We start from the raw sequence: 25572 nt of genomic DNA on the forward strand, positions 1-25572 counted from the left end.
GGGCTGGCCATGGCACGCATCGACCTCAATCATATCCGCCACGCCTACGTTCCCAACCCCAAGTCGGACAAGGATTATGCGCTGAAGGAAGTGCATCACAGCTGGGAGGATGGCGGCGCCTACGCCCTGCTCGGCCCATCCGGCTGCGGCAAGACCACACTCCTAAACATCATTTCGGGGCTCATCCATCCCTCGCACGGGCAGCTGCTCTTCGATGGCCAGGACATAACGAACCTTTCCACGCAGGAACGCAACATCGCGCAGGTGTTCCAATTCCCGGTCATCTACGACACGATGACCGTCTACGACAATCTGGCTTTCCCACTGCGCAACCGCGGCGTGCCGGCAGCCGAGGTCGATCGCAAGGTCCGTGAAACACTGGAGATGATTGACCTTGCCAGTTGGGCGAATAAAAAGGCGCGCGGCCTGACGGCGGACCAGAAGCAGAAGATTTCCCTCGGTCGCGGACTTGTCCGCTCCGACGTCAATGCGATCCTTTTCGATGAGCCGCTGACGGTCATCGATCCGCATATGAAATGGGTGCTGCGTTCGCAATTGAAGCAGCTGCATCAGCGCTTCGGCTACACGATGGTCTACGTTACGCATGACCAGACGGAAGCGCTGACCTTCGCGCAGAAGGTGGTCGTGATGTATGATGGCGAGATCGTGCAGATAGGAACGCCCGAGGAACTGTTCGAGCGCCCACGACACACATTCGTTGGATATTTCATCGGTTCGCCCGGAATGAACGTCATGCCGGTCGAGCTCGAAGGAGGCATGGCCCGGATCGGTGGCCATCAAATCCAGCTACCTTCCCCGTCGACAGCCGCTGCTGCTGGCAAGATGGAACTCGGCATCCGGCCGGAATATGTGCGGCTCGGGCGCCTTGGCATGCCGGTCAAGATCGCCAAGGTCGAGGATATCGGCCGGCACAAGATCGTGCGCACGCGTCTCGATAGTCAGGAGATCGCGGTCATCGTCGGCGAGGGACAGGAAATCCCGGCGGAACCGCACATCGCCTTCGATCCGAAGGGCATCAACATCTACGCCGATTCCTGGCGGGTGGGAGGGAACTGAGCCATGGATAAAACCTGGAACAACAAGGCCTGGTTCATGGTCCTGCCGGTACTGTTGCTGGTTGCCTTTTCGGCCGTCATCCCATTGATGACCGTGGTCAACTACTCGGTGCAGGATACGTTCGGCAACAATCAGTTCTTCTGGGCCGGGACGGAATGGTTCGAGGAAATCCTGCATTCCAGTCGCTTTCACGCCGCGCTCGGCCGCAATCTCGTCTTCTCAGCCATCATCCTGGCGATTGAAATTCCGCTCGGCATAGTCATCGCTCTCAACATGCCGCGCCGGGGCTGGGGCGTTCCCGTCTGTCTCGTGTTGATGGCGCTGCCGCTCCTCATTCCGTGGAATGTCGTCGGAACGATCTGGCAGGTCTTCGGCCGCGTCGACATCGGTCTTCTTGGCCACACGCTGGAAAGTCTCGGCATCAACTACAATTATGTGCAGAACCCGTTGCATGCCTGGTTCACCGTCATCATCATGGACGTCTGGCACTGGACGAGCCTTGTTGTGCTCCTGTGCTATGCCGGGCTCGTTTCCATACCGGATGCCTTTTATCAGGCTGCCAAGATCGATGGTGCATCGCGCTGGGCCGTCTTCCGCTACATTCAATTGCCGAAGATGAACCGTGTCCTCCTCATCGCTGTCCTTCTGCGGTTCATGGATAGTTTCATGATCTACACTGAACCTTTCGTCGTTACCGGCGGCGGACCGGGCAACTCGACAACGTTCCTGTCGATCGACCTCGTCAAGGTGGCCGTTGGTCAGTTCGATCTCGGTCCGGCGGCTGCGATGTCGATCATCTACTTCCTGATCATTCTTCTTCTGTCATGGGTGTTCTATACGGTCATGACCAACTACGATGCGGAACGCTGAAATGTCGGTGCAGAACGAAACACTTGCCCGCACAACTGAACGCCCTGCCGCCGAGCAGCGCCAGATCGACAAGGTGCTGGCACGCAAGATGCGCAGGCGCGGCGACGAATCGAAGCTGTGGTGGCTGATTCCGACGATTTATATCATCTTCCTGATCCTGCCGATCTACTGGCTCGTCAACATGAGCTTCAAGACGAACCAGGAGATCCTCGGCACTTTCTCGCTCTGGCCGCAGCATCCGACCCTGCAGAATTACGCGGTGATCTTCACCGATCCCTCCTGGTACAAGGGCTATATCAATTCCATCATCTATGTGGTGATGAATACGGTGATCTCGGTACTCGTTGCCCTGCCGGCCGCCTATGCTTTCTCGCGTTACCGCTTCCTTGGCGACAAGCACCTGTTCTTTTGGTTGCTGACCAACCGCATGGCGCCACCAGCCGTCTTTGCCCTGCCGTTCTTCCAGCTCTATTCGGCGTTCGGGCTGATTGATACGCACATAGCCGTGGCGCTGGCGCATTGCCTGTTCAACGTGCCGCTTGCCGTCTGGATCCTTGAAGGTTTCATGTCGGGCGTGCCGAAAGAGATTGACGAGACCGCATATATTGACGGTTATTCCTTCCCGCGGTTCTTCGTGAAGATATTCGTACCGCTCATCGCCAGCGGCATCGGTGTTGCGGCCTTCTTCTGCTTCATGTTCTCATGGGTGGAACTGCTGATCGCCCGCACGCTGACGACAACCGCTGCAAAGCCAATCGCGGCCATCATGACCCGCACCGTGTCCGCGTCCGGGCTCGACTGGGGCGTATTGGCCGCTGCTGGTGTTCTTACGATCATTCCCGGTGCGATCGTCATCTATTTCGTCCGCAACTACATAGCCAAGGGCTTTGCCCTGGGGAGGGTATAATGGCAATAACTCGACCCTGGCCGGCGGTCCTTGGAGCACTCGTGGTGGTCTTCGCCATTCTCGCGGGATTGTTGGTGATGGCTGTGCCGCTAAAGGATGGCGCGCGCGACTGGTTCGCGCCGCTGATCGAGGGCGGATGGATGGCCTGGACTTTCCCCACCGCCTTGTTCTTTCTGACGATTTTCTTTCTGATCTCGTTGATGGCCGTATGGGAATATGCCTCGCCCGGCGGTAATCCACGGGTCGGCATATTGCGCTTTGAAACCACGCGCGGCGACCGGCTTTTCGTCTCGCTGCTCGGCAGCGCATTCATCAACCTCGCCTGGCTGGGCCTCGTTGGTCCCAATCTTTGGTGGGCTCTGGCTATCTCTGTGGTCTACGCCATCGGCGTATTCCGCCTAGTATAGAAACTCGGTGTGCGGCACCCGCCGAACACTTGACAATGCAGTCGCAAATGGGAGGACAATCATGCGAACGCGCTTATTGAGTACTACGACAGCTCTGGTCCTATTGTTCGGTGCAGGCAGTGCCTGGGCAGGAATGGACGAAGCCAAGGCATTCCTCGACAAGGAGGTGGGCGATCTTTCTACGCTTGATCGCGCGGCTCAGGAAAAGGAGATGCAGTGGTTCGTCGATGCGGCAAAGCCTTTTGCCGGTATGGACATCAAGGTCGTCTCAGAAACGATTACCACGCACGAATATGAGTCCAAGGTGCTAGCGCCTGCCTTTACCGCCATCACCGGTATCAAGATTACCCACGACCTGATTGGCGAGGGTGACGTCGTGGAGAAGCTGCAAACTCAAATGCAGTCGAAGGAAAACATCTACGACGCCTACATCAACGATTCGGACCTGATCGGCACCCATTGGCGTTATCAGCAGGCGCGCAGCCTGACGGACTGGATGGCCAACGAGGGCAAGGATGTCACAAACCCCAGTCTCGACATCGATGACTTCATCGGCAAGTCTTTCACGACTGCGCCGGACGGCAAGCTTTACCAGCTGCCCGATCAGCAGTTCGCCAACCTCTACTGGTTCCGCTACGACTGGTTCAACGACGAGAAGAACAAGGCCGACTTCAAGGCCAAGTACGGCTACGACCTTGGCGTGCCGGTCAATTGGTCGGCATATGAGGATATTGCCGAATTCTTCACCGGCCGTGACGTCGACGGCAAGAAAGTCTACGGCCATATGGACTACGGCAAGAAGGACCCTTCGCTCGGCTGGCGCTTCACCGACGCATGGCTTTCCATGGCCGGCAACGGCGACAAGGGTATTCCGAACGGCAAGCCGGTGGACGAATGGGGTATCAAGGTCGACGCGAACTCGCGTCCGGTCGGCTCATGCGTTGCACGTGGAGGCGACACCAACGGACCGGCGGCAGTCTACTCGATCCAGAAATATCTGGACTGGATGAAGGCGTATGCTCCAGCTGCTGCACAGGGCATGACCTTCTCTGAATCCGGACCGGTCCCGTCGCAGGGCGAAATCGCCCAGCAGATGTTCACGTACACGGCCTTCACTGCCGACTTCGTCAAGGAAGGCCTGCCGGTGGTCAACGCGGACGGCACGCCGAAGTGGCGCTTCGCTCCATCGCCGCATGGTGTTTACTGGAAGGATGGCATGAAGCTCGGCTACCAGGATGCAGGTTCCTGGACGCTGATGAAGTCGACCCCGGACGATCGCGCCAAGGCCGCCTGGCTCTACGCGCAGTTCGTCACCTCCAAGACGGTGGACGTGAAGAAGAGCCATGTCGGTCTGACCTTCATCCGCCAGTCGACGTTGGATCACAAGTCCTTCACCGACCGCGCGCCGAAGCTCGGCGGCCTGATCGAGTTCTACCGTTCTCCGGCCCGCCTGCAGTGGTCGCCGACCGGTACCAACGTTCCGGACTATCCGAAGTTGGCTCAGCTCTGGTGGCAGGCGATCGGTGATGCGTCCTCGGGCGCCAAAACCGCCCAGGAAGCCATGGATTCGCTCTGCGAGGAGCAGGAAAAGGTACTTGGACGCCTCGAGAAATCCGGCGTTCAGGGCGATATCGGTCCGAAACTGGCCGAAGAGCATGATCTTGCCTACTGGAATGCAGATGCGGTCAAGAACGGCAATCTGGCGCCGCAGCTGAAGGTCGAGAACGAAAAGGAAAAGCCGCAGACCGTCAACTATGACGAGCTGGTCAAGAGCTGGAGCAAATAAGCTTTATTAAGATGGAGTGGGGGACGGCGCTTCGGTGCCGTCCCTTTTTCTTTACAACCCGTAGACCTGTAGCGCGCTCTGCATGCGCTCCACGGCAAGCTCGGGCATGTCCAGCACATTGGCCTGATCCGCCAGGCGGAATATATCGGCATAGTGAACGATGCCGCGCGTCGATTGCATGCCGGCAGGCATGGTAAAATGGTTCTGGTGCCCATTGAGCCAGGCGAGGAAGACAACGCCGGCCTTGTAATACTGCGTAGGAGCCTCGAATATCTTGCGAGACAGAGGGACAGTCGGTTCGAGCGTCTCGCGAAACGCCTGCGTCTCGCCTGCAGCAAGATGGGCGAGAGCCTTGGATGCAGAGGGAGCGACAGCGTCGAAAATGCCCAGAAGGGCATGGCTATAACGCCCGCCATGGCCCTCGATCAGTTCGGCATAGTTGAAATCATCGCCGGTAAAGCAGAGGACGCCCTCGGGGAGACGCTTGCGCAGTTCAACCTCCTTCGCCTCGTCTAGGAGCGATATCTTGATGCCTTCGACCTTTGTCTTATTGTCGTTGATGATGGCAAGCACTGTTTCGAGCGCAGGTTCAAAGGCTGACGCACCCCAATAGCCGGCGAGTTGCGGATCGAACATGTCGCCAAGCCAGTGCAGAATGACTTTTTCGCGCGTCTGCGAGAGTATGGCATTGTAGACGGTCTGGTAGTCATCTGCCGAACGGGCAACACGGGCGAGCGCGCGGCTTGCCATCATCACCGAGCGCCCGCCTTCGCCTTCGACGAAGGCGATCTGGGTTTCGTAAGCGTCGATCACATCCTGCAGGGTCCGCGCTTCATCCGGCGACAACTGGTCAGTTCCCGCACCGCAGGCGAGGTCGGCGCCCTGGACAGTACGCGCGTCGGCAAGTGAGCGGCGGATCAGTTCGCGTGCGACGGCCCAGTCGACGCCCATGCCGCGCTGGGCCGTATCCATGGCCTCGGCAATCTTGAAGCCGAGCGACCAGAGATGATGGCGAAACGCCATTGTTGTATCCCAGTCAATCGCTGGCGAATTCCAGGGATTGGCATCGCGCATAGGGTCGGAGACGACGTGCGCGGCGGCATAGGCGATGCGGTTGAACGAAGGTGGCGACGACGGTCTCGCCAGCGGTTCGCCACGCAAGCGATAGTCGGCGCTTGAACCATCTGAGGCCGGCAGATTGAGGCTAAGTGTCATGCGTTCGCTCCCATACGGACGTTGACTTTCTAATTTGGAACGTTCCAAAAAGCAAGAGCAAGGCCGAAATATTATACAAAACGGAGCGAAATCATCCAAATATCAGCGGTTCCAAGTGAAATACGACCAAAATTACCCCTGGGTGTCGTCAAAAAAGAAATCGCTTGACATATTTGGAACGTTCCAATTAACTGTGCGGCGACTGGGAGAGAGTAACTTGAGCAAGATACGAACAAGCATTGTGGACATTGCGCGCGCCGCCGGCGTGTCGAAATCCACCGTGTCACTTGTTCTCCAGGGCAGTCCCCTCGTTAACGAAAAGACCCGCGAGAAGGTCAGCGCCCTGATTAACGATCTCGGCTATGTCTATAATCGCGGAGCGGCAAATCTGCGCCAGTCGAAATCGAAAATCGTCGGCATCGTCGTCAATGACCTCACCAACAGCTTCTTTGCCGAACTTGCCGTTGGCGTGGACATGGTGGTCCAGTCCGCTGGCTACGTCCAGTTCCTTGCCCATAGCGGTGAGAGCGTCGACAGGCAGCGCCAGGTGATTGCCTCGATGCGTGAAAACGGCATTGCCGGCCTCATCCTTTCACCGGCGCGCGGAACGGAAGCAAGCGACGTCAAGCCGTTGGCGGACAGCGGCATTCCTGTCGTCGTCGTCGTTCGCAATCTGCCGGGCGCCAAAGTCTCGACGCTGCTTTCTGACAATTATGCCGGCGCGAAATCGGCGGTGAGGCATCTCGTCAAACTCGGCCACCGCCGCATCGCTTTCATGGGTGGCTTCGCCGACACGGCCGTTTCCTCGGACCGGGTTCGGGGCTATCGCGATGCGCTGACAGAAGCCGGTATTCCGTTGAACCAAAACTTCATCATTCATTCGGCGCCTTCGCGCGCCGGCGGCGTCACCGCTGTCGAGCGAATGACGGCCTTCACCGAACGCCCGACCGCGGCGCTTTGCTTCAACGATGCCGTCGCCTTCGGCGTTTGCGATGGCCTTCGCGCCAACAATATCGAGCCGGGCAAGGGCTTTGCCGTCATCGGCTTTGACGATGTCATCGAGGCGAAGACAGCTGTTCCTGCACTGACGACCGTCTCGGTCGATCCTCAGGGCATGGGCCAGCGGGCGGCGCAACTCTTGATGAAACAGATCAATGCTGGACAGGTCGATCAGGAAACCCTGGTAACGTCGGTGCGTCTTGTCGTGCGGCAGAGTTGCGGCGCGCCTGTCAAACAACCGGAGGAGTTGGCATGATACGCTGGGGGTTGATTGGTGCGAGCACCATTGCGCACGAGTGGGTAATCGATGCGATCCGCGCCAGTGGCGGCGAGATCGTCTCGGTCATGAGCACCAATGCCGAGCGCGGCCGCAAATATGCCGACGATCACGGCATTCCTCATTCGGTCACGAGTCTCGACGCACTGTTCAGCGAGCAGCCGATCGATGCGGTCTATATTTCGACGACCAACGAATTGCACAAGGATCAGGTTCTTGCCGCCGCCAAGGCCGGCAAGCACGTGCTGTGCGAGAAGCCGCTTGCGACCAGCCTCGAGGATGCGCGGGCCATGGTCGAGGCCTGCCGCGCCGCGAATGTCATCTTTGCCACCAACCATCACCTGCGCAACGCCGCATCGCATACGGCAATGCGCGATGCCATTGCTGCAGGCAAGATCGGCAGGCCGCTCGCCGCCAAGGTCTTCCATGCCGTCTATCTGCCGCCGCACCTGCAGGGCTGGCGCCTTGACCGCCCGGAGGCCGGTGGCGGCGTCATTCTCGACATCACGGTCCACGACACCGATACGCTACGTTACGTGCTTGGCGATGATCCCGTTGAGGCGGTCGCTTTCGGCCAGAAGAGCGGCCTCGCCAAAGAGGGCCTCGAAGATGGTGTGATGGGGGTCATGCGTTTCAAGTCAGGGCTGATCGCGCTGTTCCATGACGGCTTCACCACGAAATACTCCGAAACGGGCTTCGAAGTGCACGGCACGGAAGGCTCGCTCGTTGGGCGCAACGTCATGACACAGAAGCCAATCGGCACGGTCATACTGCGCAATGCCGACGGCGAGAGCGAACTCAAGCTCGATCACAAGAATCTGTACGAGACAGGCATTGCAACGTTCCACGCAGCAATCGTCGGCAAGGGCAACCCTGCGGCCAGCGGCGAGGACGGTGTCTGGTCGCTTGCGGCGGGCATCGCCGTAACCGAAGCCGCGCGCACCGGAACCGCCCAGACCATCAATCCAGGCCTTTGAAAGCTAGAATAAGAGCATGAACAAGCACATCACCCCCGAAGAGGCCGCGAACCTCATTCCCGACGAGGCCATCGTCTCGGTGTCGTCATCGAGCGGTCTCGGCTGTCCCGACCTCATGCTGAAGGCGATCGGTGCGCGTTTCGAAGCGACCGGTCATCCGCGCAACCTTACGACCCTCCACCCCATCGCTGCCGGCGACATGAGCGGCATTAAAGGCGTCGACTACATTGCCAGGAAGGGTCTTCTGAAGAAGATCATCGGCGGGTCCTACCCGTCCGGCCCATCCAGCGCTGAACCGCCATTGATCTGGCAGATGATCGGCAATAACGAGGTTGCCGCCTATAATATCCCTTCCGGCATTCTCTTCGACATGCACCGCGAGGCGGCAGCCAAGCGACCGGGCGTCCTGACCAAGGTCGGGCTCGATACGTTCGTCGACCCGGACCGCCAGGGCTGCGCCATGAACGCGTCGGCGGCCAAGGAACCGGTGGTTCGCAAGATCGAATTCGATGGCGAAGAGTGGTTGTTCTTCAAGCCTATCGTGCCGCAGGTTGCCATCATTCGCGCAACGACCGCCGACGAGCGCGGCAATCTGACCTATGAACACGAGGGGGCTTATCTTGGCGGTTTCGACCAGGCGCTCGCGGTGCGCAACAATGGCGGCATCGTCATTGCGCAGGTCAAGCGGATTACGAAGAGCGGCTCGATGAAGCCGCATGACGTGCGCGTGCCGGGGATCCTCGTCGACTATGTGGTGGTCGATCCCGAACAGAAACAGACAACTCAGACCCTGTATGACCCGGCCATTTCCGGCGAGATATTCCATCCGCTCGAGGACTTTGAGCTTCCGGATTTCAACATCCAGAAGGTCATCGCCCGCCGCGTCGCCGCTGAACTCGAGGCTGGCAGCGCCGTCAATCTCGGCTTCGGCATTTCTGCGAACGTGCCGCGCATCTTGCTTGAGGAAGGCCTGCATGGCGCTGTGACCTGGGTCATCGAACAGGGCCCCGTCGGCGGGATTCCACTCCTCGACTTTGCGTTTGGCTGCGCCTCGAATGCCGAGGCTTTCGTACCATCGCCGCATCAGTTCACCTACTTCCAGGGCGCCGGCTTCGATGCGTCCCTGCTCTCATTCCTCGAAATCGACAAAAGCGGTTCGGTTAACGTGTCGAAGCTGAGCTTCCGTCCGCATGTGACGGCAGGCGCTGGAGGCTTCGTCGATATCACGGCGCGTGCCCGCAAGATCGTTTTCTCGGGCATGTTCAATGCGGGCGCGAAAGTGCATGTCGAAGGCGGCCGGCTGGTCATTGAAAAGGAAGGCAAGCTTAAGAAGCTGGTCAACGAGGTCGAGCATGTCACCTTCTCCGGCCGCCGGGCCATCGAGCAGGGACAGGACATCACTTACGTCACTGAGCGTTGCGTCATGGCGCTGCGCCCAGAAGGTGTCGTCCTGACCGAGATTGCGCCGGGCGTCGATCTGCAGGCTCATATTCTCGACCAATCGGAATTTCCGTTGGTGGTTGCGCGCGATTTGAAGCAGATGGATGCACGCCTCTTCCAGCCGCAGCCGCTCGGCCTGGAACTGCCACGCAAACCGCAGAGGACGCTCCATGGCTGACTCTCGTATCATCGTCACCTTCGACGGGCACGTTGCCACGATCACTGTATCGCGGCCGGAAAAGCTGAATGCATTCGATCTCGACATGTTGAAAGAGCTCGGTACCGCCTGCGATGCGGTCGAAGCCAATACGGTAGTGCGCGTTGCCATCCTGACCGGCGCCGGCAAGGCGTTCTCGGCTGGCGGGGATATCAAGGCTTGGGCGGCCATGACGCCGAACGAGTTCGGCCATGCCTGGGTACGCTTCGGCCACCGCGTGTTCGAGCGTCTTGCCACGTTGCGCGTGCCGCTCATCGCTGCCCTCAACGGCCATGCGCTGGGTGGCGGGCTGGAGCTTGCCGCGGCTGCCGATATCCGCATCGCTGAAACCCAGATCAAGCTTGGCCTGCCGGAGACGGGACTTGGCATGGTGCCTGGCTGGTCGGGCACGCAGCGCCTTGTCCGGCGCTTTGGCGCGCAGGTCGTGCGGCGTATGGCGCTCGGCGGTGAAAACTTCAGCGCCGGTGAGGGTCTCGGACTAGGCCTCGTCGACCACGTCGTGGAAACGGGTACCGCGGTTTCGACCGCAACGGCCTATGCGGAACGCATCGCCAAGCGTGGGCCGGCTGCCGTGGAGGTGGCAAAACTGATGATCGCTTCGGCCAATGGCGAAGACAATGGGACGGCGGTGGAAGCGCTTGGCTCGATCCTCGTCGCAAAGACAGCGGACCTGAAGGAAGGTGTTTCGGCGTTCGCCGAAAAGCGCGAGCCCGCATTCAAGGGAGAATGGTAATGACGATTCTGGTGCGTCCGCGGGCGCTCGATGACTTCAAGGCGCGCGAATTTCAGATGCTGATCGATGGCCGGTGGGTCAACGGCTCCGATGGCAGCGTTATCGAACGCAGCAGCCCCGGCCACGGCGTCGTCGTCTCCCGTTATCAGGCGGGAACGAAAGCCGATGCAGAACGCGCCATTGCCGCGGCACGCCGCGCTTTTGACGTAGGCCACTGGGCGCGCATGACCGGCGCTGAGCGTTCGAACATTCTGCTCAAGGCCGCCGACCTTATTGCTGCGCGCTCCGACGAACTCGCCTATCTCGATTGCATCGAATCCGGCAAGCCGATCAGCCAGGCCAAGGCCGAGATCGGTGGTGCCGTCGACATCTGGCGCTATGCGGCGGCACTTGGCCGGGACCTGCACGGCGAAAGCTATAATACCCTTGGCGAGGGCACGCTTGGCGTGGTCCTGCGCGAGGCAATCGGCGTCGTTTCCATCATCACCCCCTGGAACTTCCCTTTCCTCATCGTCAGTCAGAAGTTGCCCTTCGCATTGGCTGCGGGTTGCACGGCTGTCGTCAAACCTTCGGAACTTACCTCTGGCTCGACCCTCGCCCTCGGCGAAATCCTGATGGAAGCCGGCGTACCTGCGGGCGTCGTGAACATCCTGGCTGGCACAGGCGCCGAGGTGGGGGCGCCCATGACCACGCATCCCGATGTGGACATGGTTTCGTTCACGGGCTCGACGCTCATCGGCAAGCTAACCATGGCCAATGCCGCGCAGACCTTGAAGAAGGTATCGCTCGAACTCGGCGGCAAGAATCCGCAGATCGTGTTTCCCGATGCCGAACTCGACGATTTCATAGATGCGGCGGTATTCGGCGCCTATTTCAATGCAGGAGAGTGCTGCAATGCCGGTTCGCGCCTGATCGTGCACCGCGATATCGCCGATGAGGTTGTTACACGCATTGCGGCTCAATCTGCCAAGGTGAAGGTTGGCGATCCGCTCGATCCGCAGACCAAGGTCGGCGCGATCATCACGCCGGAACACCTGGCAAAAATCGACGGCTATGTGCGCAATGCAGCGACCGGCGGCGCAAATATCAGCCATGGCGGTCAACCGCTCGAACTGGGCATGGGACAGTTCATGGCGCCGACGATCCTTTCGGCAGTGCAGCCGGAAATGGCCGTTGCCCGCGAAGAAGTATTCGGGCCGGTTCTATCGGTTCTCACCTTCGAGACTCTCGATGATGCGGTCCGTATCGCAAATTCCATCGACTATGGTTTGTCTGCCGGTGTCTGGAGCCGGGATTTCGATACCTGCCTCACGATCGGGCGCAGGGTGCGCGCCGGAACGATCTGGATGAACACCTTCATGGACGGCGCTTCGGAATTGCCATTCGGCGGCTACAAGCAGTCCGGTCTCGGCCGCGAATTGGGCAGACACGCGGTGGAGGACTACACCGAAACGAAGACTCTCAACATGCATTTGGGTAGGAGGAAAGTCGTATGGGCAAGCTGATTAAATCGATTGTAAAGCCCCTTCCGCCTATTGTAAGAATGCTCCGGACTTGAGGAAACCTCAGTCGGATTTTTTGGACATTTTCTTTTTTCAAACGGGAGGCCTGAAATGAAAAAGTGGATGAATACGGTTGCCGCCGCAGCCATGCTGCTCGGCACTGCAACGGTGGCCCGCGCCGCTGAAAACGTCGAGGTCCTGCATTGGTGGACGTCCGGCGGTGAAGCAACGGCGCTCGAAGTTCTGAAGAAGGATCTCGAGACCAAGGGTATCACCTGGTCCGACATGCCGGTTGCTGGTGGTGGCGGTTCGGAAGCGATGACGGTGCTTCGCGCCCGCGTAACGGCCGGCAACCCACCGACGTCGGTACAGTCGCTCGGTTTCGACATCACTGACTGGGCCAAGCAGGGCGCGCTTTCCAATGTCGATGAAGTTGCAGACAAGGAAAAGTGGGGCGACGTCATTCCGGAGGCACTGCAGAAGTTCTCCAAATATGACGGCCATTGGATCGCTGCTCCGGTCAACGTTCACTCGACCAACTGGATCTGGATCAACAAGGCGGCTCTCGACAAGGCCGGCGGTAAAGAACCTGCCAACTGGGACGAGCTGATCGCCCTCCTCGACAAGTTCAAGGAACAGGGCATTACGCCGATCGCTCATGGCGGCCAGCCTTGGCAGGATGCGACGATCTTTGATGCCGTTGTACTTTCCCTCGGCAATGACTTCTACAAGGCGGCATTCATCGATCTAGATCCCAAGGCTCTGGGCGGCGACAAGATGAAGGAAGCTTTCGACCGCATGACCAAGCTGCGCAGCTACGTGGACGACAATTTCTCCGGTCGCGACTGGAACCTTGCATCCACGATGGTCATCGAAGGCAAGGCCGGTTTGCAGTTCATGGGCGACTGGGCCAAGGGTGAATTCGTGAAGGCCAAGAAGGAGCCCGGTGTGGACTTCGTCTGCATGCGCTTCCCGGGCACCCAGGGTTCGGTAACCTTCAACTCCGACCAGTTCCTCTTCTTCAAGAAGAGCGATGCCGACCACAAGAACCAGCTCGTCATGGCATCGGCTATCGAAAGCCCGACCTTCCAGTCGGCGTTCAACGTCGTCAAGGGTTCGGCTCCGGCTCGCACTGACGTTCCGGACACAGCCTTCGACGCTTGCGGCAAGAAGGCCATCAAGGACCTTGCCGAAGCCAGCAAGGGCGGAACACTCTATGGCTCCATGGCCCATGGCTATGCGGTTCCGGCTGCCGTGAAGAACGCGATCTATGACGTCGTCACGCGTGAATTCAACGGTGATCTGAGCTCCGAAGACGCAGTAAAGGAACTCGTTTCCGCCGTCGACGCTGCGAAATAAGCTTAGCCTTCTATCCGGGGCAGATCTGTCCCGGATAGATTTCCCCGCGACGGTCGCGGCAACGATATAATTCGATATTGATTTAAGAGGTGAGGCTATGGATACCCGCAGCCGCATACAGGACCTTATACCCAAGCTGGTACTCGGACCGAGCTTCCTGATTGTCCTGGTCTTCGTCTATGGCTTTATCTTCTATACCGGCATTCTGTCGTTCACCGACAGCAAGATGCTGCCGTCCTATGGATTTGTGGGCTTTGAAAATTACCGCAAGCTGTGGGCCTTGCCACATTGGTGGCGTGCCATCACCAACCTTGGAATTTTTGCTTCGCTCTATATCATTTTCTGTACGGTGATCGGGCTTGGCCTCGCGATCCTTCTCGACCAGAAAATTCGCATCGAGGGCTTTCTGCGCCCCATCTATCTTTATCCCATGGCGCTTTCCTTCATTGTGACCGGCGTTGCGTGGAAATGGTTCCTCGATCCCGGCATTGGCCTTGAAAACACCATGCATCAGTGGGGTTGGGAAAGCTTCCAGTTCAACTGGATCAAGGACTCCAAGATGGCGATCTACACGGTCGTGATCGCCGCGGTCTGGCAATCCTCCGGTTTCGTCATGGCCATGTTCCTTGCTGGCCTGCGCGGCGTCGACAATGAGATCATCAAGGCGGCGCAGATCGACGGTGCATCGACCGGCATGATATATCGCCGCATCATTATTCCGCTCATGCGGCCCGTCTTTCTCTCCGCTTTCGTCGTCCTCGCCCATCTTGCAATCAAGGCCTACGACCTTGTGATCGCCTTGACGGGCGGCGGGCCCGGCCAGGCAACGGAACTCCCTGCGACGTTCATGTACTCGTACACGTTTACCCGCAACTCCATGGGCATCGGCGCCTCGTCGGCCATCATCATGCTGATCATGATTTTCGCGATCATCATCCCCTACCTCTATTCCGAAATCAGGGGAGGCAGCAAATGAGCGCTCCAAGCCCAGATAATGTAATCACAAGCGGCAAGTTTACCCGCATCCTCATCTACATTGCGCTGTTGGTTTTCGCTTTCTACTACCTGCTGCCACTCTACGTTATGTTGGTAAACTCGCTGAAGACGCTCGATGAGATCCGCCAGGGCGGCATGCTTTCGCCGCCGCGCGAGTGGACGATCGAACCCTGGCTCTCGGCGTGGTCCACCGCGCAGATCGGCGTGCAGCCCACGGGTTTGCGGCCCTATTTCATCAATTCGATCCTGATGGTGATTCCGGCCGTCGCCATATCCACCGTCGTCGGCGCACTCAATGGTTATGTCCTGACCAAATGGCGCTTTCGCGGCTCGAATGTCATGTTCGGCATGCTGTTGCTCGGCTGTTTCATCCCGTTCCAGATCGTGCTCATTCCGATGGCACGCGTGCTCGGCGTGCTTGGCATGGCGGGAACGATCCAGGGCCTGATCCTCGTTCATATCGTCTATGGCCTTGGCTTCACGACGCTTTACTTTCGCAATTACTACGAAGCGTTCCCGACGGAACTGGTCCGTGCGGCCCAGATCGATGGCGCGAGCTTCTTCCAGATATTCAGGCGCATTCTCCTGCCTTCGTCCGGGCCGATCATCGTCGTTTCGGTGATCTGGCAGTTCACCAATATTTGGAATGACTTCCTTTTCGGTGCGTCCTTTTCCGGCTTCAGCAGCACGCCGATGACGGTTGCGCTTAACAACCTCGTCAATTCGTCGACGGGCGTGAAGGAATACAACGTACATTTCGCCGGTGCGATTCTCGCCGCCCTGCCAACTCTCATCGTCTACATCGTTTCCGGGCGGTATTTCGTCCGCGGACTCATGTCCGGCGCCGTGAAGGGATAAATCAATGTCATTTCTCAAGATCCAAGACCTGCATAAGTCCTACGGCAACGTGCCGATCCTCAAGGATATAAACATCGAGATCGACGAGGGAGGCTTCCTCGTCCTCGTCGGACCGTCCGGTTGCGGCAAGTCGACCCTGCTCAATACCATTGCCGGGCTTGAGCCGATCTCCTCCGGCGACATATCGATTAAGGGCAAGTCGATCAGCGGGCTTCATCCATCGAAGCGTGATATCGCCATGGTGTTCCAGTCCTATGCGCTTTATCCGAACATGACCGTTGCCGGGAATATCGCCTTCGGCATGGAGATCCGTGGCATTCCCAAAGCCGATCGCGAGAAGGCCATCAAGCAGGTGGCCGATATGCTGCAGATTGGCCACCTGCTCGAGCGCAAACCGAGCCAGCTTTCCGGCGGTCAGCGTCAACGCGTTGCCATGGGCCGCGCGCTTGTGCGCAATCCGCAGGTGTTCCTGTTCGACGAGCCGCTCTCCAATCTCGATGCCAAGCTGCGCGTCGACATGCGTACCGAGATCAAGCGCCTGCATCAGCGCATGAAGACGACGATCGTCTACGTCACGCACGATCAGATCGAGGCGATGACGCTCGCGACAAAGATCGCCGTTCTGAAAGACGGCGTGCTTCAACAGTTCGGCACACCAGCGGAGATCTACAACAACCCGACCAACATCTTCGTGGCCGACTTTATGGGCTCGCCTGCCATGAACCTGCTCAAGGCCAAGATCGATGGTAGTGCGAATGACCTGCACGTCGTGCTTGAACGGCCCGATATGGAGCCGCTGCGCCTGCCTATCAAGAAGACCAACAGCGGACTGGTGGCTTTTGCCGGCAAGGATGTGATTTTCGGCATCCGCCCGGAAGCCCTGACCGATCCCGATGGCGCAGACCGCAATGCCGGGTCACTTGTCGAAGGCGAGTGCCTCATCGAGGTCGTCGAACCTGCAGGCTCCGACACTTTTGCGGTCACCAAGCTCGGCGGCAAGGAAGTCGTCGCGCGTCTTCGCGCCGATGCGCCTATCTCCGCGGGAAAGAAAACGGCGCTCGCCTTCAATCTCGACAAGGCGGTCTTCTTCGATCCGCAATCGCAGTTGCGCATCGGAGCCTGATCGATCGACGCCATGACCAGTAGTCCAAAACCGAATGGGGAGCCGGATATCGTTATCATCGGCTCTGGCATCGGCGGCGCTACGGTCGCCGCCGGCCTTGCCGGTTCGGGAGCGAGGATCGTCATTCTCGAAGCGGGCGACCACCTGGCCGACCGCCCCGAGAACCGCGATCCGCGCGCGATATTTCAGAAAGGGTTCTTTCGGCCGAACGAAAACTGGTATGATGAGACCGGAAGACCGTTCAATCCTGGCAATTATTACAATGTCGGGGGCAATTCGAAGTTCTATGGGGCCGTACTGACGCGCTACCGCGCCGAGGATTTCGAGGAAATGCAGCACCTCGAAGGTATATCGCCAGCCTGGCCCTTTCCCTATGACGAGCTCGAGCCCTGGTATAGCAAGGCGGAGGGACTGTTCCAGGTCAGGGGAACGCTCGGCGAAGATCCTACCGAGCCCTATCATTCTACGCCCTACAGCTTCCCACCGGTTCCTGATGAGGCGCCCATAGCCGCTCTTCGGGCGCGTCTGAAAAAGGTCGGCGTGCATCCGGCTTCCCTGCCGCTGGGTGTCGATATCGATACCTGGTTACGGCACGGGAAGACACCTTGGGATGCGCACCCCAACAGTTTCAACGGAAAGATGGACGCAGAGACGACGGCCCTCACTGTTGCTCTCAAGGACGCGAATGTCCGCTTGGAAACGAATGCTCGCGTCAGCCGGCTTGAAACATCACCAGATGGTAAGTCGATCGCAGCGGTCCATTATGAACAGGATGGCCAAAACCACTGCTTGCGACCGAAGCTTGTCATTCTATCGGCGGGCGCGGTCCAATCGGCTGTTCTGCTTTTGCGATCCGCCGATGATGCCAATCCTGCAGGCCTCGCCAACCTGTCGGATCAGGTTGGGCGCAATTTCATGAACCATAATCTGTCGGCGGTTATCGGATTTGATCCGCGCTTCACGAATGACGCCGTCTATCAGAAGACGTTCGGCTTCAACGATTTCTACCTTTCGGACGGCAACGGCGGCGCCCCGCTTGGCAATGTCCAGTTGCTCGGGCGGATCAGCGGTCCCGTCCTTAAATCCGATCTGAGAATGGTTCCCGAATGGGCCTTGGACCGCTTCTGTGCTCATACGGTGGATTTTCTCGCCATGAGCGAGGATGTACCAAAGCCGGAAAGCCGAGTGCGTGTCGACGGCGATCGGATCATCCTCGAGTGGCGTCGGAGCAACTGGCCGGCGCATCAGAAACTCGTGGCTCAGATCAAGTCGATCCTGCGCGCGGCGGGCTTTCCGCTGGTGCTCTCCAAGGCGTTCGATCGCAAGACGCCTTCGCATCAATGTGGCACAGTCCGCATGGGCAAAGACCCCGCAGCGGCGCCGCTCGACATCTACTGCCGCGCCTTCGACCATCCCAATCTGTTCGTTGTCGACGCCGCCTTCCTGCCCACATCGGCAGCCGTCAATCCGGCGCTGACGATAGCCGCCCAGGCATTGCGCGTCGCTGACCATATCGTCCGGGAGGATCTGTCATGAAGCCGGTCGCACTCGTCACGGGAGCCCGTCGCGGCATCGGGCTCGGAATTGCCAAGGCCCTGGCCGGCAAGGGCTTCGACCTGGCGATTACAGATGTAGTCAATGACGAGGCAGCCGAGGCGGCCGTCACTGCTCTAGAAGAACTCGGAGCCAAGGTCTCGTTTCACGCGGCCGATATCGCCGATCTGGCTGGCCATGCCGGGTCTGTAGCGGCAGTGCTCGATACCCATGGTCGCATTGATAGTCTCGTCAACAACGCCGGCATCGGTTCGAAGGTGCGGGGGGATTTCCTTGACCTTGAGCCGGCTAATTTTGATGCGATTGTATCTATCAATCTGCGCGGGACGATCTTCTTCACCCAGGCTGTGCTGCGCGAAATGCTGGCTGCTCGTAGAGCCGCAACAGCCCGCAGCGTCATTAACGTGACCTCGGTATCCGCCGAGATGACGTCGCCGGAGCGTCTAGACTATTGCATGACCAAGGCGGCACTTGCCGCCTTCACACAAGGACTTGCGGTGCGTCTCGCTGATCAGGGCATCAGTGTCTTCGATGTGCGGCCCGGGATCATCCGTTCCGACATGACGTCGGTTGCCGCTGCAAAATATGACAAGCTAATCGCCGAGGGCCTGGTGCCGATGAAACGTTGGGGCGAGCCGGCCGATCTCGGGCGTATCGTGGCGGCGCTCGCCAGCGGTGATTTCAACTTTGCCACGGGCTCCATCATCAATGCCGATGGCGCCCTTTCGATAAGCAGGCTCTAAAATGACATATGATTACATCATCACCGGCGCCGGGCCCGCGGGCTGTGTTCTCGCCAATCGCCTGAGTGAAGATCCCGACGTTTCGGTGCTGCTGCTAGAAGCTGGAGGCGGGGACTGGAACCCGCTGTTTCATATGCCTGCCGGCTTCGCCAAGATGACCAAAGGCGTCGCGAGCTGGGGCTGGTCGACGGTGCCGCAAAAGCATATGAAGAACCGCGTCCTGCGCTATACGCAGGCCAAGGTCATCGGTGGCGGATCAAGCATCAATGCCCAGCTTTATACGCGCGGAAATGCAACCGATTACGACCTGTGGTCACGAGAAGATGGCTGTACCGGCTGGAGCTATCGCGATGTCCTGCCCTATTTCAAACGCGCCGAAGACAATCAGCGCTTCGCCGACGATTACCACGACTATGGGGGCCCGCTCGGCGTCTCGATGCCGGCAGCGACACTGCCGATCTGCGATGCATATATCAGGGCCGGGCAGGAACTCGGCATTCCCTACAATCATGATTTCAATGGCCACCAACAGGCTGGCGTCGGTTTCTATCAGCTGACCCAGCGCAATCGCCGACGCTCTTCGGCCTCGATGGCCTATCTCGCGCCCATACGCGACCGCAAGAATCTAACGATCCGCATGGGCGCCCAGGTATCGCGGGTCCTCGTCGAAAGCGGCCGGGCGGTCGGAGTGGAGATCATCAACGGCAACGCCCGCGAGACGGTCCGCGCCGACCGCGAGGTGCTCGTCAGTTCCGGTGCGATCGGATCCCCCAAGCTGCTGCTCCAGTCCGGCATTGGCCCGGCGGATTACCTGAAAAACGTCGGTGTGCCGGTGACGCATGATCTTCCCGGCGTCGGCGAGAACATGCAGGATCATCTCGATCTGTTCGTCATTTGCGAATGCACGGGTGATCATACCTATGATGGGGTCGCCAAGCTCCACAGAACGCTTTGGGCCGGCATCCAGTACGTGCTTTTCCGCACGGGACCCGTAGCGTCGAGCCTGTTTGAGACCGGTGGGTTTTGGTACGCCGACCCGGAGGCGCGCTCGCCCGATATCCAGTTCCATCTGGGATTGGGCTCGGGTATCGAGGCTGGTGTCGAGCGGCTGAAAAATGCCGGAGTAACCTTGAACTCCGCCTATCTACACCCTCGTTCGCGCGGCACCGTGCGGCTGCAATCCAGCGATCCGAGCGCCGCCCCGCTCATCGATCCCAACTACTGGAGTGATCCGCATGATCGCAAGATGTCGATCGAAGGTCTGAGGATTGCCCGCGAAATCATGAGCCAGGCGGCCTTGAAGCCGTATGTTATGGCCGAGCGCCTGCCCGGATCAAAGTACAATACCGACGAGGAACTCTTCGACTACGGTTGTGCCAATGCCAAGACTGATCATCACCCCGTCGGCACCTGCAAGATGGGTTCCGACGGCATGGCGGTTGTCGATCTTGAGCTCAAGGTCCGTGGTATCGAGGGTCTACGCGTATGCGACAGTTCAGTCATGCCGCGCGTTCCGTCGTGCAACACCAATGCACCGACCATCATGATGGGCGAGAAGGGCGCCGATATCATCCGGCAAAGGACGCCATTGCCGCCGACGATCTTCAGCCATGAAATGAATGAAAAGCGTCCACGGGCCCGGGCCAATATACGCTGATTTGTGCAGTAAATCGGGCGGCCCATGTCGCCCGTGTTTTTGGCTCGAACGCTGATTAATGCAAACGTGGGTCGAGGAAAACGCCGGCTTCGCGTGCGGCGCTGATAAAGGCATGCCGCGCCTTGTGTGCGGGTTTCCAGCCGTCGAGCGCGTCGAGGCAGGCCTGCAATGCCCGTCTGTAGCTAGGCCCTTTTTTTGTGGGCCAATAAGTTCGCAGACATTCGATCGCTTCCCATACGGTGGACACGGCACGCTGTCCGGCCGCTCCAACAGTGATCATGACGGGGATGGGAAACCGCTTGTCGTTCATTACTTCCTCCATGGAATGTCGGACAGTCTAGTTGCAACTGGTTGCAGGCTAAACTGACCACGGTAATGCGTCGGGAGTCAGTCTGGTTCCATGACAATCTGGCGAATTATTCGTGATCGTCATTCGCTACGAATCACTCGGTACTTCGAGGAGCGTATCACCCTTTTTTCGGACGTACCAACCACCCGTAGATGGCGGCGCCGGCGAGGAGGACGCTGGTGCCAAGGAATACCGCGCGCATCCCGATATGGCCGCCAACAAAGCCGCCGGCGAGCGGCCCTACTACTTGGCCGACATATTGCGACGAAGTTGCGTAGCCGAGGATGCTGCCTGCGGCATTATCCGGCACGTTGTGGCGCATCACGGCCGTGATGCAAGGCAGGAGACCACCCAGCGAAAGCCCCATCAGGAACCGAAGCACGATCAACTGCCAACTTTCGGTAACAAATGCCTGGGGGATCAAAAGCAGCGCGGACACGCCCAGCGCGGCTACGATGACGTTCCAGTGCCCCACCCGATCGGCCAGTTTTCCGAGCCTTGACGCCGAAAGAATGCTGCCGAGGGCGGCAGCCGACATGACGACGCCGGCGACAACCGTGATGTTGGCCGGATCGGTGACCAGCTGCGCCACGTAGACAGTGATGATCGGCTCGATCGACATGTTGGCGAGCATCAGCAGCATGCCGGCAAGCAGCATCACGACAACCGGTCGCTTGTCGGGAATGGCGCGCCAGCCGCCATGTCGCCTCGCCGACTTCATCTTGTGTGGGCGCCACTCTTCCTTGATGAAGAAACTTGTGGCGAGGAACGTGATGAAAATCACCCCGCCAGCCAGCCAGAAAGTCTGGCGAATGCCGATCAGCGGCGGCAGGACACCGCCGACTAGCGGACCAACGAGATTGCCTGCCATGATCCCGGCCGAAAGCGTGCCTAGCGCCCAGGCGGTCCTTGCCTTCGGTGTTTGCGTCGCGACGAGGACGGTGGAACCCGAGGCATAGCCGCCGAGCAGGCCCGTCAGCAGTCGCAAAAATACGAGCATCCACACATTGGTCGCCATGCCGATCAGGGACATGGCAATCGCCATGCCGAGGCTCGCACGGATGAGCATCAGCTTGCGCCCGTAAAGATCGGCAAGGTGACCCCATAGGGGTGCGACAAGCGCGGCGGTGAAGAATGTTGCGCCATAGGCGATGCCAGACCATTGGACGATAGCGGCATGATCGCTGACGCCAAGTTGTTCGACATAAAGCGGCAGGAATGGCAGGATGAGCGTCATCGCAACGATGGTCGTAAATGAGCCGAGCAGGCAGACCACGAGGTTTTGCCGCCAGTAGAGCGATTCCGTCACACTATCGGTTTCGGCTGAGCGTGCATCAGTCATGATCTGGGCGGCAGGCTTTTCGCACTGATTTAGTGGGCATGGAAAGCAGATTTTCACGCCGGTGGGACCGGCGCGCCTCTCATTGCAAGAGCGTGAATGTGCGCGCAGTTTTTCACCACTGCGTGGCAATAGCAATCGCGTTTGACCGCATCAGCGGCAACCGGTCGCAACGCGCAGTTCGGCATTCTGCTGACCGGGTGATCCGGCAACAGGGTCGCATCGTACTTCTAGAAGCTCGATGGCGTTGGGCATGCGAGGACGTGATGATCAGAACATTCTGCCATGGCGCGGCGTTGAGCGTTTTCCTTGTTCTTGCAGGACAGGGTTGGGCGGAAGAGCCGGTCGACACTGCGCAACTCATCATCAGGAATCAGATTGCGGCCTTTCTCAACAATGATGCCGCCACCGCCTATTCGTTTGCGTCACCGGCGATACAGGAGAAATTTCTCAACCAGAACCTCTTCTTCGATATGGTCAGGCGCGCCTACCAGCCGGTTTTCAGACCCGGCAATATTGCCTTCGGACGCAGCAGGGTCGAAGGTGACCAGATCATACAGGACGTTCTCATCACCGGCCCGGACGGCAAGGACTGGACCGCAGTCTACCAGCTCGTCAGGCAACCGGACGGAGCCTACAGGATAAACGGGGTGCAGATCCTTCAATCCGCGCCCGGTCCTGCTATTTGATACTTGCGGTGCTCGTGTAGTCCAGCTTGACCTTTGCTGTGGTGGTCACTGGAATTGCCCGTCCGATGCGCTCCCAGCCAGCGGATGTCTGGGATTGGCGCGCATAATAGCGATAGGACGTACTCGACCAGTCGCGCACCGAGTTGCTGCGGCTGTCGAGAATGAGGTCTCCATCAGACGTGCGTGCCGTCAGGACGACATGGCCCTCATTGCTGAATGGCAGGCGCGCGACGGTAAGCAGCAGCGAGGCCGCCGGCCAGCCGCGGCGCATCAGTTCGCGCTTCTTCAAGATGGCAAAATCCTCACAATCCCCGGCCTTGGTCGGGACCGTCCAGAGGTCGTCGACGCCATTTGTCTGCATATCGCTTTGTTGCCTGATCGACGAATTGACACTCATGTTGACCGCTTGGAGCTGCTTGCGCTTTTCACCTGTGAGTTGCACCACCTTGGCGCCCGATCGCGTATTGCAGAGGCTCGCGTAGTGATTGCAGAATGATCGAAACGCAGGCGGGCCAAATCCCTTGCCCTTGAGCTCCATTTCGGTGCCTTCCGCAAAGGCGGACGTCGTGGCGAGGGCGGCAAGGCACCATCCCGCAGACAGGCTCACGAGCGAAAATCGGCGCATCATGCTGTGTTCTCCCAAAGATCGGCAGGGACGAATTGGCGCGTCAGCGCGGTAAAATCGTGTCGAAGATCCTGAATATGTGAATCAACGTTTAACACGGCGTTACGCACTGATTGTCGCGACTTTGACGCCGTCTTTTTCTTGAACTTACTTATTTATGGTTAGCAAAGTATGTACTGGAACACGGGTCGCCTCATTACACGGCGCTTACTCTCAAATTAGATAATACGGTATAAGCCCCGATTTTGCATCAATCTTTTTACATCGACTATAAACAGCATTGTTATGTATCAATGCAGCAACCTTAAGTTTACATTTTTGCCAAGCAATAAAGCCATCAATGGCTACGTGATAGCTGAGAACATTATCCCGATGCGTGGAATTGATTAATAATAATAACACTTGGGGAAATGTCACATGCGTACAATAAACAATAATAAAAGACGGGGCAGACGCAGCGTTTTATTCGTAGTATTGACGATTTCAACCTTGGGACTAGTTTCAACTCTTATCCAGACAGGCCCGAGTTATGCTCAGAGCCGGCGTGTGCTATTTGCAAGCGCCGCACAGTGCAAGCAGCTGACCGACGATAATGTTGGCCTTTGCTGTTATGCCTTGAACAAGCGATCGATCCTCAGCAAGAAACAGCTTGAAATGTGCCCGCCCATGACGACAGCGGCTATCAGCCAGCCGTCGAGTTGGGACCACGATCACGGCAACGTATCGGACAATAGCCGCAGCGGACGTTCGAAGGGCGAGGCTGGCAAGGGCGGATCAAGCGGTTCAGGCACGTCCGGCGGTACGAATTCGGCCAGCAATAATTCCGGTGGCGGCACAGGTGGTACGGGTGGTGCTGGCGGCACGGGCGGTACAGGTGGTAGCACAGGCGGTACATCGGGCGGCGACGGTGGTAGCGCCGGCGGCGGAACCGGCGGAACTGGTGACACTCGCGGAACTGGTGGTACGAGTGGAACTGATGGCACAGGCGGTGGTGGAACCGGCGGAACGGGTGGTACAGGCGGAACAGGCGGCGATGGAACGGGTGGCACCGGTAGTACAGGCGGACCCGGTGGAGATAGTGATCCCGGCGGCAATTGCGGACCCGGCGGCGAGCACCACGGCGGCAAACAGGGTCACGACAAAGGCGACCACGGCGACAAGGGTGGCTGGGGCGACAAAGACCACAAGGGCGATGATAAAGACCACAAAGGTGACGACAAGCACGACAACGACAAAGACAAAGACAATGACAATGACAATGACAAAGACAATGACAACCGTGGCAAAGGCGACAATGGCAAGGGTGACAATGGCCATGGCGACAATGGCCGAGGTGGCAATAACAGCGGTGGTGGCGGCCACGGCAATGGGCACTAGTTCTTAAATCGAATCCATGCCTTGCGACCCAGTCGGTCGTGTGGCCTGGTCCAAAATCGAAGCAGACGAGCCCCGCCTCGCAAGCGGGGCTCTTTCGTGTCAGCCTTTGGGTGCATATTGGAACTGACAGGGGAGGGCGCCGGCCCCGGGCCCAATGCTACTTAGCGGCGGAACATCCACCCCGCGGTGATGACGAGCGTTGTCGTTATGATAAAGACGATGACATAGGGCAACACCGGCGTCAGATAGGGTTCGTACTCCGCCTTCAGCGGGCTGGAATCGTCCGGCTCCATAGCCACTACCTCGAAAATGATTGAAAGAGGCCCGGCCAGGCAAATTATCGGGGGTATGGGAAACCGGGCCCCTGCTGGGGTCAATCAGCCTGTCGAGTGTGCACGGATGTCAGCGCCTCTTCAATTAATCGCCGCCTCGCTATAATTTCTTAGGGGCCGGGCTAATGGGTACTGGATAGGGTTCGAAGCGCGATGATGAGCAG

At 58.7% G+C, this 25572-nt stretch carries 24 protein-coding genes; 19 read left to right on the forward strand and 5 right to left on the reverse strand.

The genetic code is table 11. From position 1 onward, the window contains the following. Positions 1 to 9: 9 nt before the first annotated feature. The 5 genes from AAAB35_RS24020 (at position 10) to AAAB35_RS24040 (ending at position 5047) form a co-directional block, all read left to right on the forward strand. Positions 10 to 1077 carry an ABC transporter ATP-binding protein gene (locus AAAB35_RS24020; protein ID WP_340670815.1) on the forward strand — a complete coding sequence of 356 codons (1068 nt, stop codon included), beginning with the start codon at positions 10 to 12 and terminating at the stop codon, positions 1075 to 1077. Between the two features lie 3 nt (positions 1078 to 1080). Further along, positions 1081 to 1947 (forward strand): sugar ABC transporter permease, encoded by an 867-nt coding sequence (locus AAAB35_RS24025; protein ID WP_340670816.1) that lies wholly within the window; start codon positions 1081 to 1083, stop codon positions 1945 to 1947. An 88-nt stretch (positions 1948 to 2035) separates the two neighbouring features. Further along, entirely contained in the window at positions 2036 to 2854 is an 819-nt protein-coding gene (locus AAAB35_RS24030; RefSeq protein ID WP_340670848.1) for a carbohydrate ABC transporter permease, read from the forward strand. Further along, positions 2854 to 3261, forward strand: a complete 408-nt coding sequence (locus AAAB35_RS24035; protein ID WP_340670817.1) for a DUF2160 domain-containing protein — start codon at positions 2854 to 2856, stop codon at positions 3259 to 3261. Before AAAB35_RS24030 ends, AAAB35_RS24035 begins: the two co-directional genes overlap by 1 nt. Positions 3262 to 3322: 61 nt before the next feature. Beyond that, on the forward strand, positions 3323 to 5047 hold the full coding sequence (locus AAAB35_RS24040) for an ABC transporter substrate-binding protein (protein WP_340670818.1): 1725 nt from the start codon (positions 3323 to 3325) through the stop codon (positions 5045 to 5047). Positions 5048 to 5098: 51 nt separating this feature from the next. Here AAAB35_RS24040 and AAAB35_RS24045 read toward each other — a convergent pair whose 3' ends face one another. Then, complete coding sequence (locus tag AAAB35_RS24045; RefSeq protein ID WP_340670819.1) at positions 5099 to 6262, reverse strand: dihydrodipicolinate synthase family protein; 1164 nt, start codon at positions 6260 to 6262, stop codon at positions 5099 to 5101. A 217-nt stretch (positions 6263 to 6479) separates the two neighbouring features. Here AAAB35_RS24045 and AAAB35_RS24050 point away from each other — a divergent pair, with 217 nt between their 5' ends. The 12 genes from AAAB35_RS24050 to AAAB35_RS24105 all read left to right on the forward strand — a co-directional run bounded on the left by AAAB35_RS24050 (position 6480) and on the right by AAAB35_RS24105 (position 20697). Then, entirely contained in the window at positions 6480 to 7517 is a 1038-nt protein-coding gene (locus AAAB35_RS24050; protein ID WP_340670820.1) for a LacI family DNA-binding transcriptional regulator, read from the forward strand. Next, a complete protein-coding gene (locus AAAB35_RS24055; protein ID WP_340670821.1) occupies positions 7514 to 8515 on the forward strand; it encodes a Gfo/Idh/MocA family oxidoreductase in 1002 nt (333 codons plus the stop codon). Before AAAB35_RS24050 ends, AAAB35_RS24055 begins: the two co-directional genes overlap by 4 nt. Before the next feature lie 16 nt (positions 8516 to 8531). Then, the gene (locus tag AAAB35_RS24060; RefSeq protein ID WP_340670822.1) at positions 8532 to 10133 is read left to right on the forward strand and encodes an acyl CoA:acetate/3-ketoacid CoA transferase; all 1602 of its coding nucleotides are present in this window, start codon (positions 8532 to 8534) and stop codon (positions 10131 to 10133) included. After that, complete coding sequence (locus AAAB35_RS24065; protein ID WP_340670823.1) at positions 10126 to 10905, forward strand: enoyl-CoA hydratase/isomerase family protein; 780 nt, start codon at positions 10126 to 10128, stop codon at positions 10903 to 10905. Before AAAB35_RS24060 ends, AAAB35_RS24065 begins: the two co-directional genes overlap by 8 nt. After that, the gene (locus AAAB35_RS24070) at positions 10905 to 12410 is read left to right on the forward strand and encodes an aldehyde dehydrogenase family protein (RefSeq protein ID WP_340670824.1); all 1506 of its coding nucleotides are present in this window, start codon (positions 10905 to 10907) and stop codon (positions 12408 to 12410) included. Before AAAB35_RS24065 ends, AAAB35_RS24070 begins: the two co-directional genes overlap by 1 nt. A gap of 108 nt (positions 12411 to 12518) precedes the next feature. Continuing rightward, positions 12519 to 13766, forward strand: a complete 1248-nt coding sequence (locus AAAB35_RS24075) for an ABC transporter substrate-binding protein (protein WP_340670825.1) — start codon at positions 12519 to 12521, stop codon at positions 13764 to 13766. Between the two features lie 97 nt (positions 13767 to 13863). Further along, positions 13864 to 14742: a sugar ABC transporter permease gene (locus tag AAAB35_RS24080; RefSeq protein ID WP_340670826.1), complete on the forward strand. Its 879-nt coding sequence runs from the start codon at positions 13864 to 13866 to the stop codon at positions 14740 to 14742. After that, positions 14739 to 15620, forward strand: a complete 882-nt coding sequence (locus tag AAAB35_RS24085; protein WP_340670827.1) for a carbohydrate ABC transporter permease — start codon at positions 14739 to 14741, stop codon at positions 15618 to 15620. The genes AAAB35_RS24080 and AAAB35_RS24085 overlap by 4 nt, the downstream gene beginning before the upstream one ends. A 4-nt stretch (positions 15621 to 15624) precedes the next feature. Next, the gene (gene ugpC / locus AAAB35_RS24090) at positions 15625 to 16743 is read left to right on the forward strand and encodes a sn-glycerol-3-phosphate ABC transporter ATP-binding protein UgpC (protein WP_340670828.1); all 1119 of its coding nucleotides are present in this window, start codon (positions 15625 to 15627) and stop codon (positions 16741 to 16743) included. 12 nt (positions 16744 to 16755) lie between these two features. Next, a complete protein-coding gene (locus AAAB35_RS24095; RefSeq protein ID WP_340670829.1) occupies positions 16756 to 18279 on the forward strand; it encodes a GMC family oxidoreductase in 1524 nt (507 codons plus the stop codon). After that, the gene (locus AAAB35_RS24100) at positions 18276 to 19040 is read left to right on the forward strand and encodes a 3-ketoacyl-ACP reductase (RefSeq protein ID WP_340670830.1); all 765 of its coding nucleotides are present in this window, start codon (positions 18276 to 18278) and stop codon (positions 19038 to 19040) included. Before AAAB35_RS24095 ends, AAAB35_RS24100 begins: the two co-directional genes overlap by 4 nt. Before the next feature lies 1 nt (position 19041). Continuing rightward, positions 19042 to 20697, forward strand: a complete 1656-nt coding sequence (locus AAAB35_RS24105; protein ID WP_340670831.1) for a GMC family oxidoreductase N-terminal domain-containing protein — start codon at positions 19042 to 19044, stop codon at positions 20695 to 20697. 55 nt (positions 20698 to 20752) lie between these two features. On the opposite strand, the gene AAAB35_RS24110 is transcribed toward AAAB35_RS24105, so the two are convergent. Beyond that, positions 20753 to 21007 (reverse strand): DUF982 domain-containing protein, encoded by a 255-nt coding sequence (locus AAAB35_RS24110; RefSeq protein ID WP_340670832.1) that lies wholly within the window; start codon positions 21005 to 21007, stop codon positions 20753 to 20755. Positions 21008 to 21164: 157 nt separating this feature from the next. Then, positions 21165 to 22388, reverse strand: a complete 1224-nt coding sequence (locus AAAB35_RS24115) for an MFS transporter (RefSeq protein ID WP_340670833.1) — start codon at positions 22386 to 22388, stop codon at positions 21165 to 21167. Between the two features lie 263 nt (positions 22389 to 22651). Between AAAB35_RS24115 and AAAB35_RS24120 the strand changes: the two genes are divergently transcribed. Next, positions 22652 to 23074 carry a DUF4864 domain-containing protein gene (locus AAAB35_RS24120; protein ID WP_340670834.1) on the forward strand — a complete coding sequence of 141 codons (423 nt, stop codon included), beginning with the start codon at positions 22652 to 22654 and terminating at the stop codon, positions 23072 to 23074. On the opposite strand, the gene AAAB35_RS24125 is transcribed toward AAAB35_RS24120, so the two are convergent. Beyond that, the gene (locus AAAB35_RS24125) at positions 23067 to 23699 is read right to left on the reverse strand and encodes a transglutaminase-like cysteine peptidase (RefSeq protein ID WP_340670849.1); all 633 of its coding nucleotides are present in this window, start codon (positions 23697 to 23699) and stop codon (positions 23067 to 23069) included. The genes AAAB35_RS24120 and AAAB35_RS24125 overlap by 8 nt on opposite strands. A 666-nt stretch (positions 23700 to 24365) precedes the next feature. Here AAAB35_RS24125 and AAAB35_RS24130 point away from each other — a divergent pair. Continuing rightward, positions 24366 to 25076 (forward strand): hypothetical protein, encoded by a 711-nt coding sequence (locus AAAB35_RS24130; protein ID WP_340670835.1) that lies wholly within the window; start codon positions 24366 to 24368, stop codon positions 25074 to 25076. A gap of 161 nt (positions 25077 to 25237) precedes the next feature. Here the strand turns inward: AAAB35_RS24130 and AAAB35_RS24135 are convergent, their stop codons facing one another. Continuing rightward, positions 25238 to 25369 carry a hypothetical protein gene (locus AAAB35_RS24135; protein ID WP_340670836.1) on the reverse strand — a complete coding sequence of 44 codons (132 nt, stop codon included), beginning with the start codon at positions 25367 to 25369 and terminating at the stop codon, positions 25238 to 25240. Positions 25370 to 25572: the final 203 nt, after the last annotated feature.

The sequence above is a fragment of the Phyllobacterium sp. genome (genome assembly GCF_037994425.1).
Classification (GTDB): Bacteria; Pseudomonadota; Alphaproteobacteria; order Rhizobiales; family Rhizobiaceae; genus Phyllobacterium.

What these genes read in the sequence shown, in the direction of transcription:
- AAAB35_RS24095 (WP_340670829.1), top strand. Translation starts at nt 16,756, where the DNA reads ATGACCAGTAGTCCAAAACCGAATGGGGAGCCGGATATCGTTATCATC.
- AAAB35_RS24115 (WP_340670833.1), bottom strand. Translation starts at nt 22,388, where the DNA reads ATGACTGATGCACGCTCAGCCGAAACCGATAGTGTGACGGAATCGCTC.
- AAAB35_RS24085 (WP_340670827.1), top strand. Translation starts at nt 14,739, where the DNA reads ATGAGCGCTCCAAGCCCAGATAATGTAATCACAAGCGGCAAGTTTACC.
- AAAB35_RS24075 (WP_340670825.1), top strand. Translation starts at nt 12,519, where the DNA reads ATGAAAAAGTGGATGAATACGGTTGCCGCCGCAGCCATGCTGCTCGGC.
- AAAB35_RS24065 (WP_340670823.1), top strand. Translation starts at nt 10,126, where the DNA reads ATGGCTGACTCTCGTATCATCGTCACCTTCGACGGGCACGTTGCCACG.
- AAAB35_RS24060 (WP_340670822.1), top strand. Translation starts at nt 8,532, where the DNA reads ATGAACAAGCACATCACCCCCGAAGAGGCCGCGAACCTCATTCCCGAC.
- AAAB35_RS24080 (WP_340670826.1), top strand. Translation starts at nt 13,864, where the DNA reads ATGGATACCCGCAGCCGCATACAGGACCTTATACCCAAGCTGGTACTC.
- AAAB35_RS24120 (WP_340670834.1), top strand. Translation starts at nt 22,652, where the DNA reads ATGATCAGAACATTCTGCCATGGCGCGGCGTTGAGCGTTTTCCTTGTT.
- AAAB35_RS24045 (WP_340670819.1), bottom strand. Translation starts at nt 6,262, where the DNA reads ATGACACTTAGCCTCAATCTGCCGGCCTCAGATGGTTCAAGCGCCGAC.
- AAAB35_RS24110 (WP_340670832.1), bottom strand. Translation starts at nt 21,007, where the DNA reads ATGAACGACAAGCGGTTTCCCATCCCCGTCATGATCACTGTTGGAGCG.
- AAAB35_RS24025 (WP_340670816.1), top strand. Translation starts at nt 1,081, where the DNA reads ATGGATAAAACCTGGAACAACAAGGCCTGGTTCATGGTCCTGCCGGTA.
- AAAB35_RS24040 (WP_340670818.1), top strand. Translation starts at nt 3,323, where the DNA reads ATGCGAACGCGCTTATTGAGTACTACGACAGCTCTGGTCCTATTGTTC.
- AAAB35_RS24130 (WP_340670835.1), top strand. Translation starts at nt 24,366, where the DNA reads ATGACGACAGCGGCTATCAGCCAGCCGTCGAGTTGGGACCACGATCAC.
- AAAB35_RS24070 (WP_340670824.1), top strand. Translation starts at nt 10,905, where the DNA reads ATGACGATTCTGGTGCGTCCGCGGGCGCTCGATGACTTCAAGGCGCGC.
- ugpC (WP_340670828.1), top strand. Translation starts at nt 15,625, where the DNA reads ATGTCATTTCTCAAGATCCAAGACCTGCATAAGTCCTACGGCAACGTG.
- AAAB35_RS24105 (WP_340670831.1), top strand. Translation starts at nt 19,042, where the DNA reads ATGACATATGATTACATCATCACCGGCGCCGGGCCCGCGGGCTGTGTT.
- AAAB35_RS24135 (WP_340670836.1), bottom strand. Translation starts at nt 25,369, where the DNA reads ATGGAGCCGGACGATTCCAGCCCGCTGAAGGCGGAGTACGAACCCTAT.
- AAAB35_RS24020 (WP_340670815.1), top strand. Translation starts at nt 10, where the DNA reads ATGGCACGCATCGACCTCAATCATATCCGCCACGCCTACGTTCCCAAC.
- AAAB35_RS24125 (WP_340670849.1), bottom strand. Translation starts at nt 23,699, where the DNA reads ATGCGCCGATTTTCGCTCGTGAGCCTGTCTGCGGGATGGTGCCTTGCC.
- AAAB35_RS24035 (WP_340670817.1), top strand. Translation starts at nt 2,854, where the DNA reads ATGGCAATAACTCGACCCTGGCCGGCGGTCCTTGGAGCACTCGTGGTG.
- AAAB35_RS24100 (WP_340670830.1), top strand. Translation starts at nt 18,276, where the DNA reads ATGAAGCCGGTCGCACTCGTCACGGGAGCCCGTCGCGGCATCGGGCTC.
- AAAB35_RS24030 (WP_340670848.1), top strand. Translation starts at nt 2,036, where the DNA reads ATGCGCAGGCGCGGCGACGAATCGAAGCTGTGGTGGCTGATTCCGACG.
- AAAB35_RS24055 (WP_340670821.1), top strand. Translation starts at nt 7,514, where the DNA reads ATGATACGCTGGGGGTTGATTGGTGCGAGCACCATTGCGCACGAGTGG.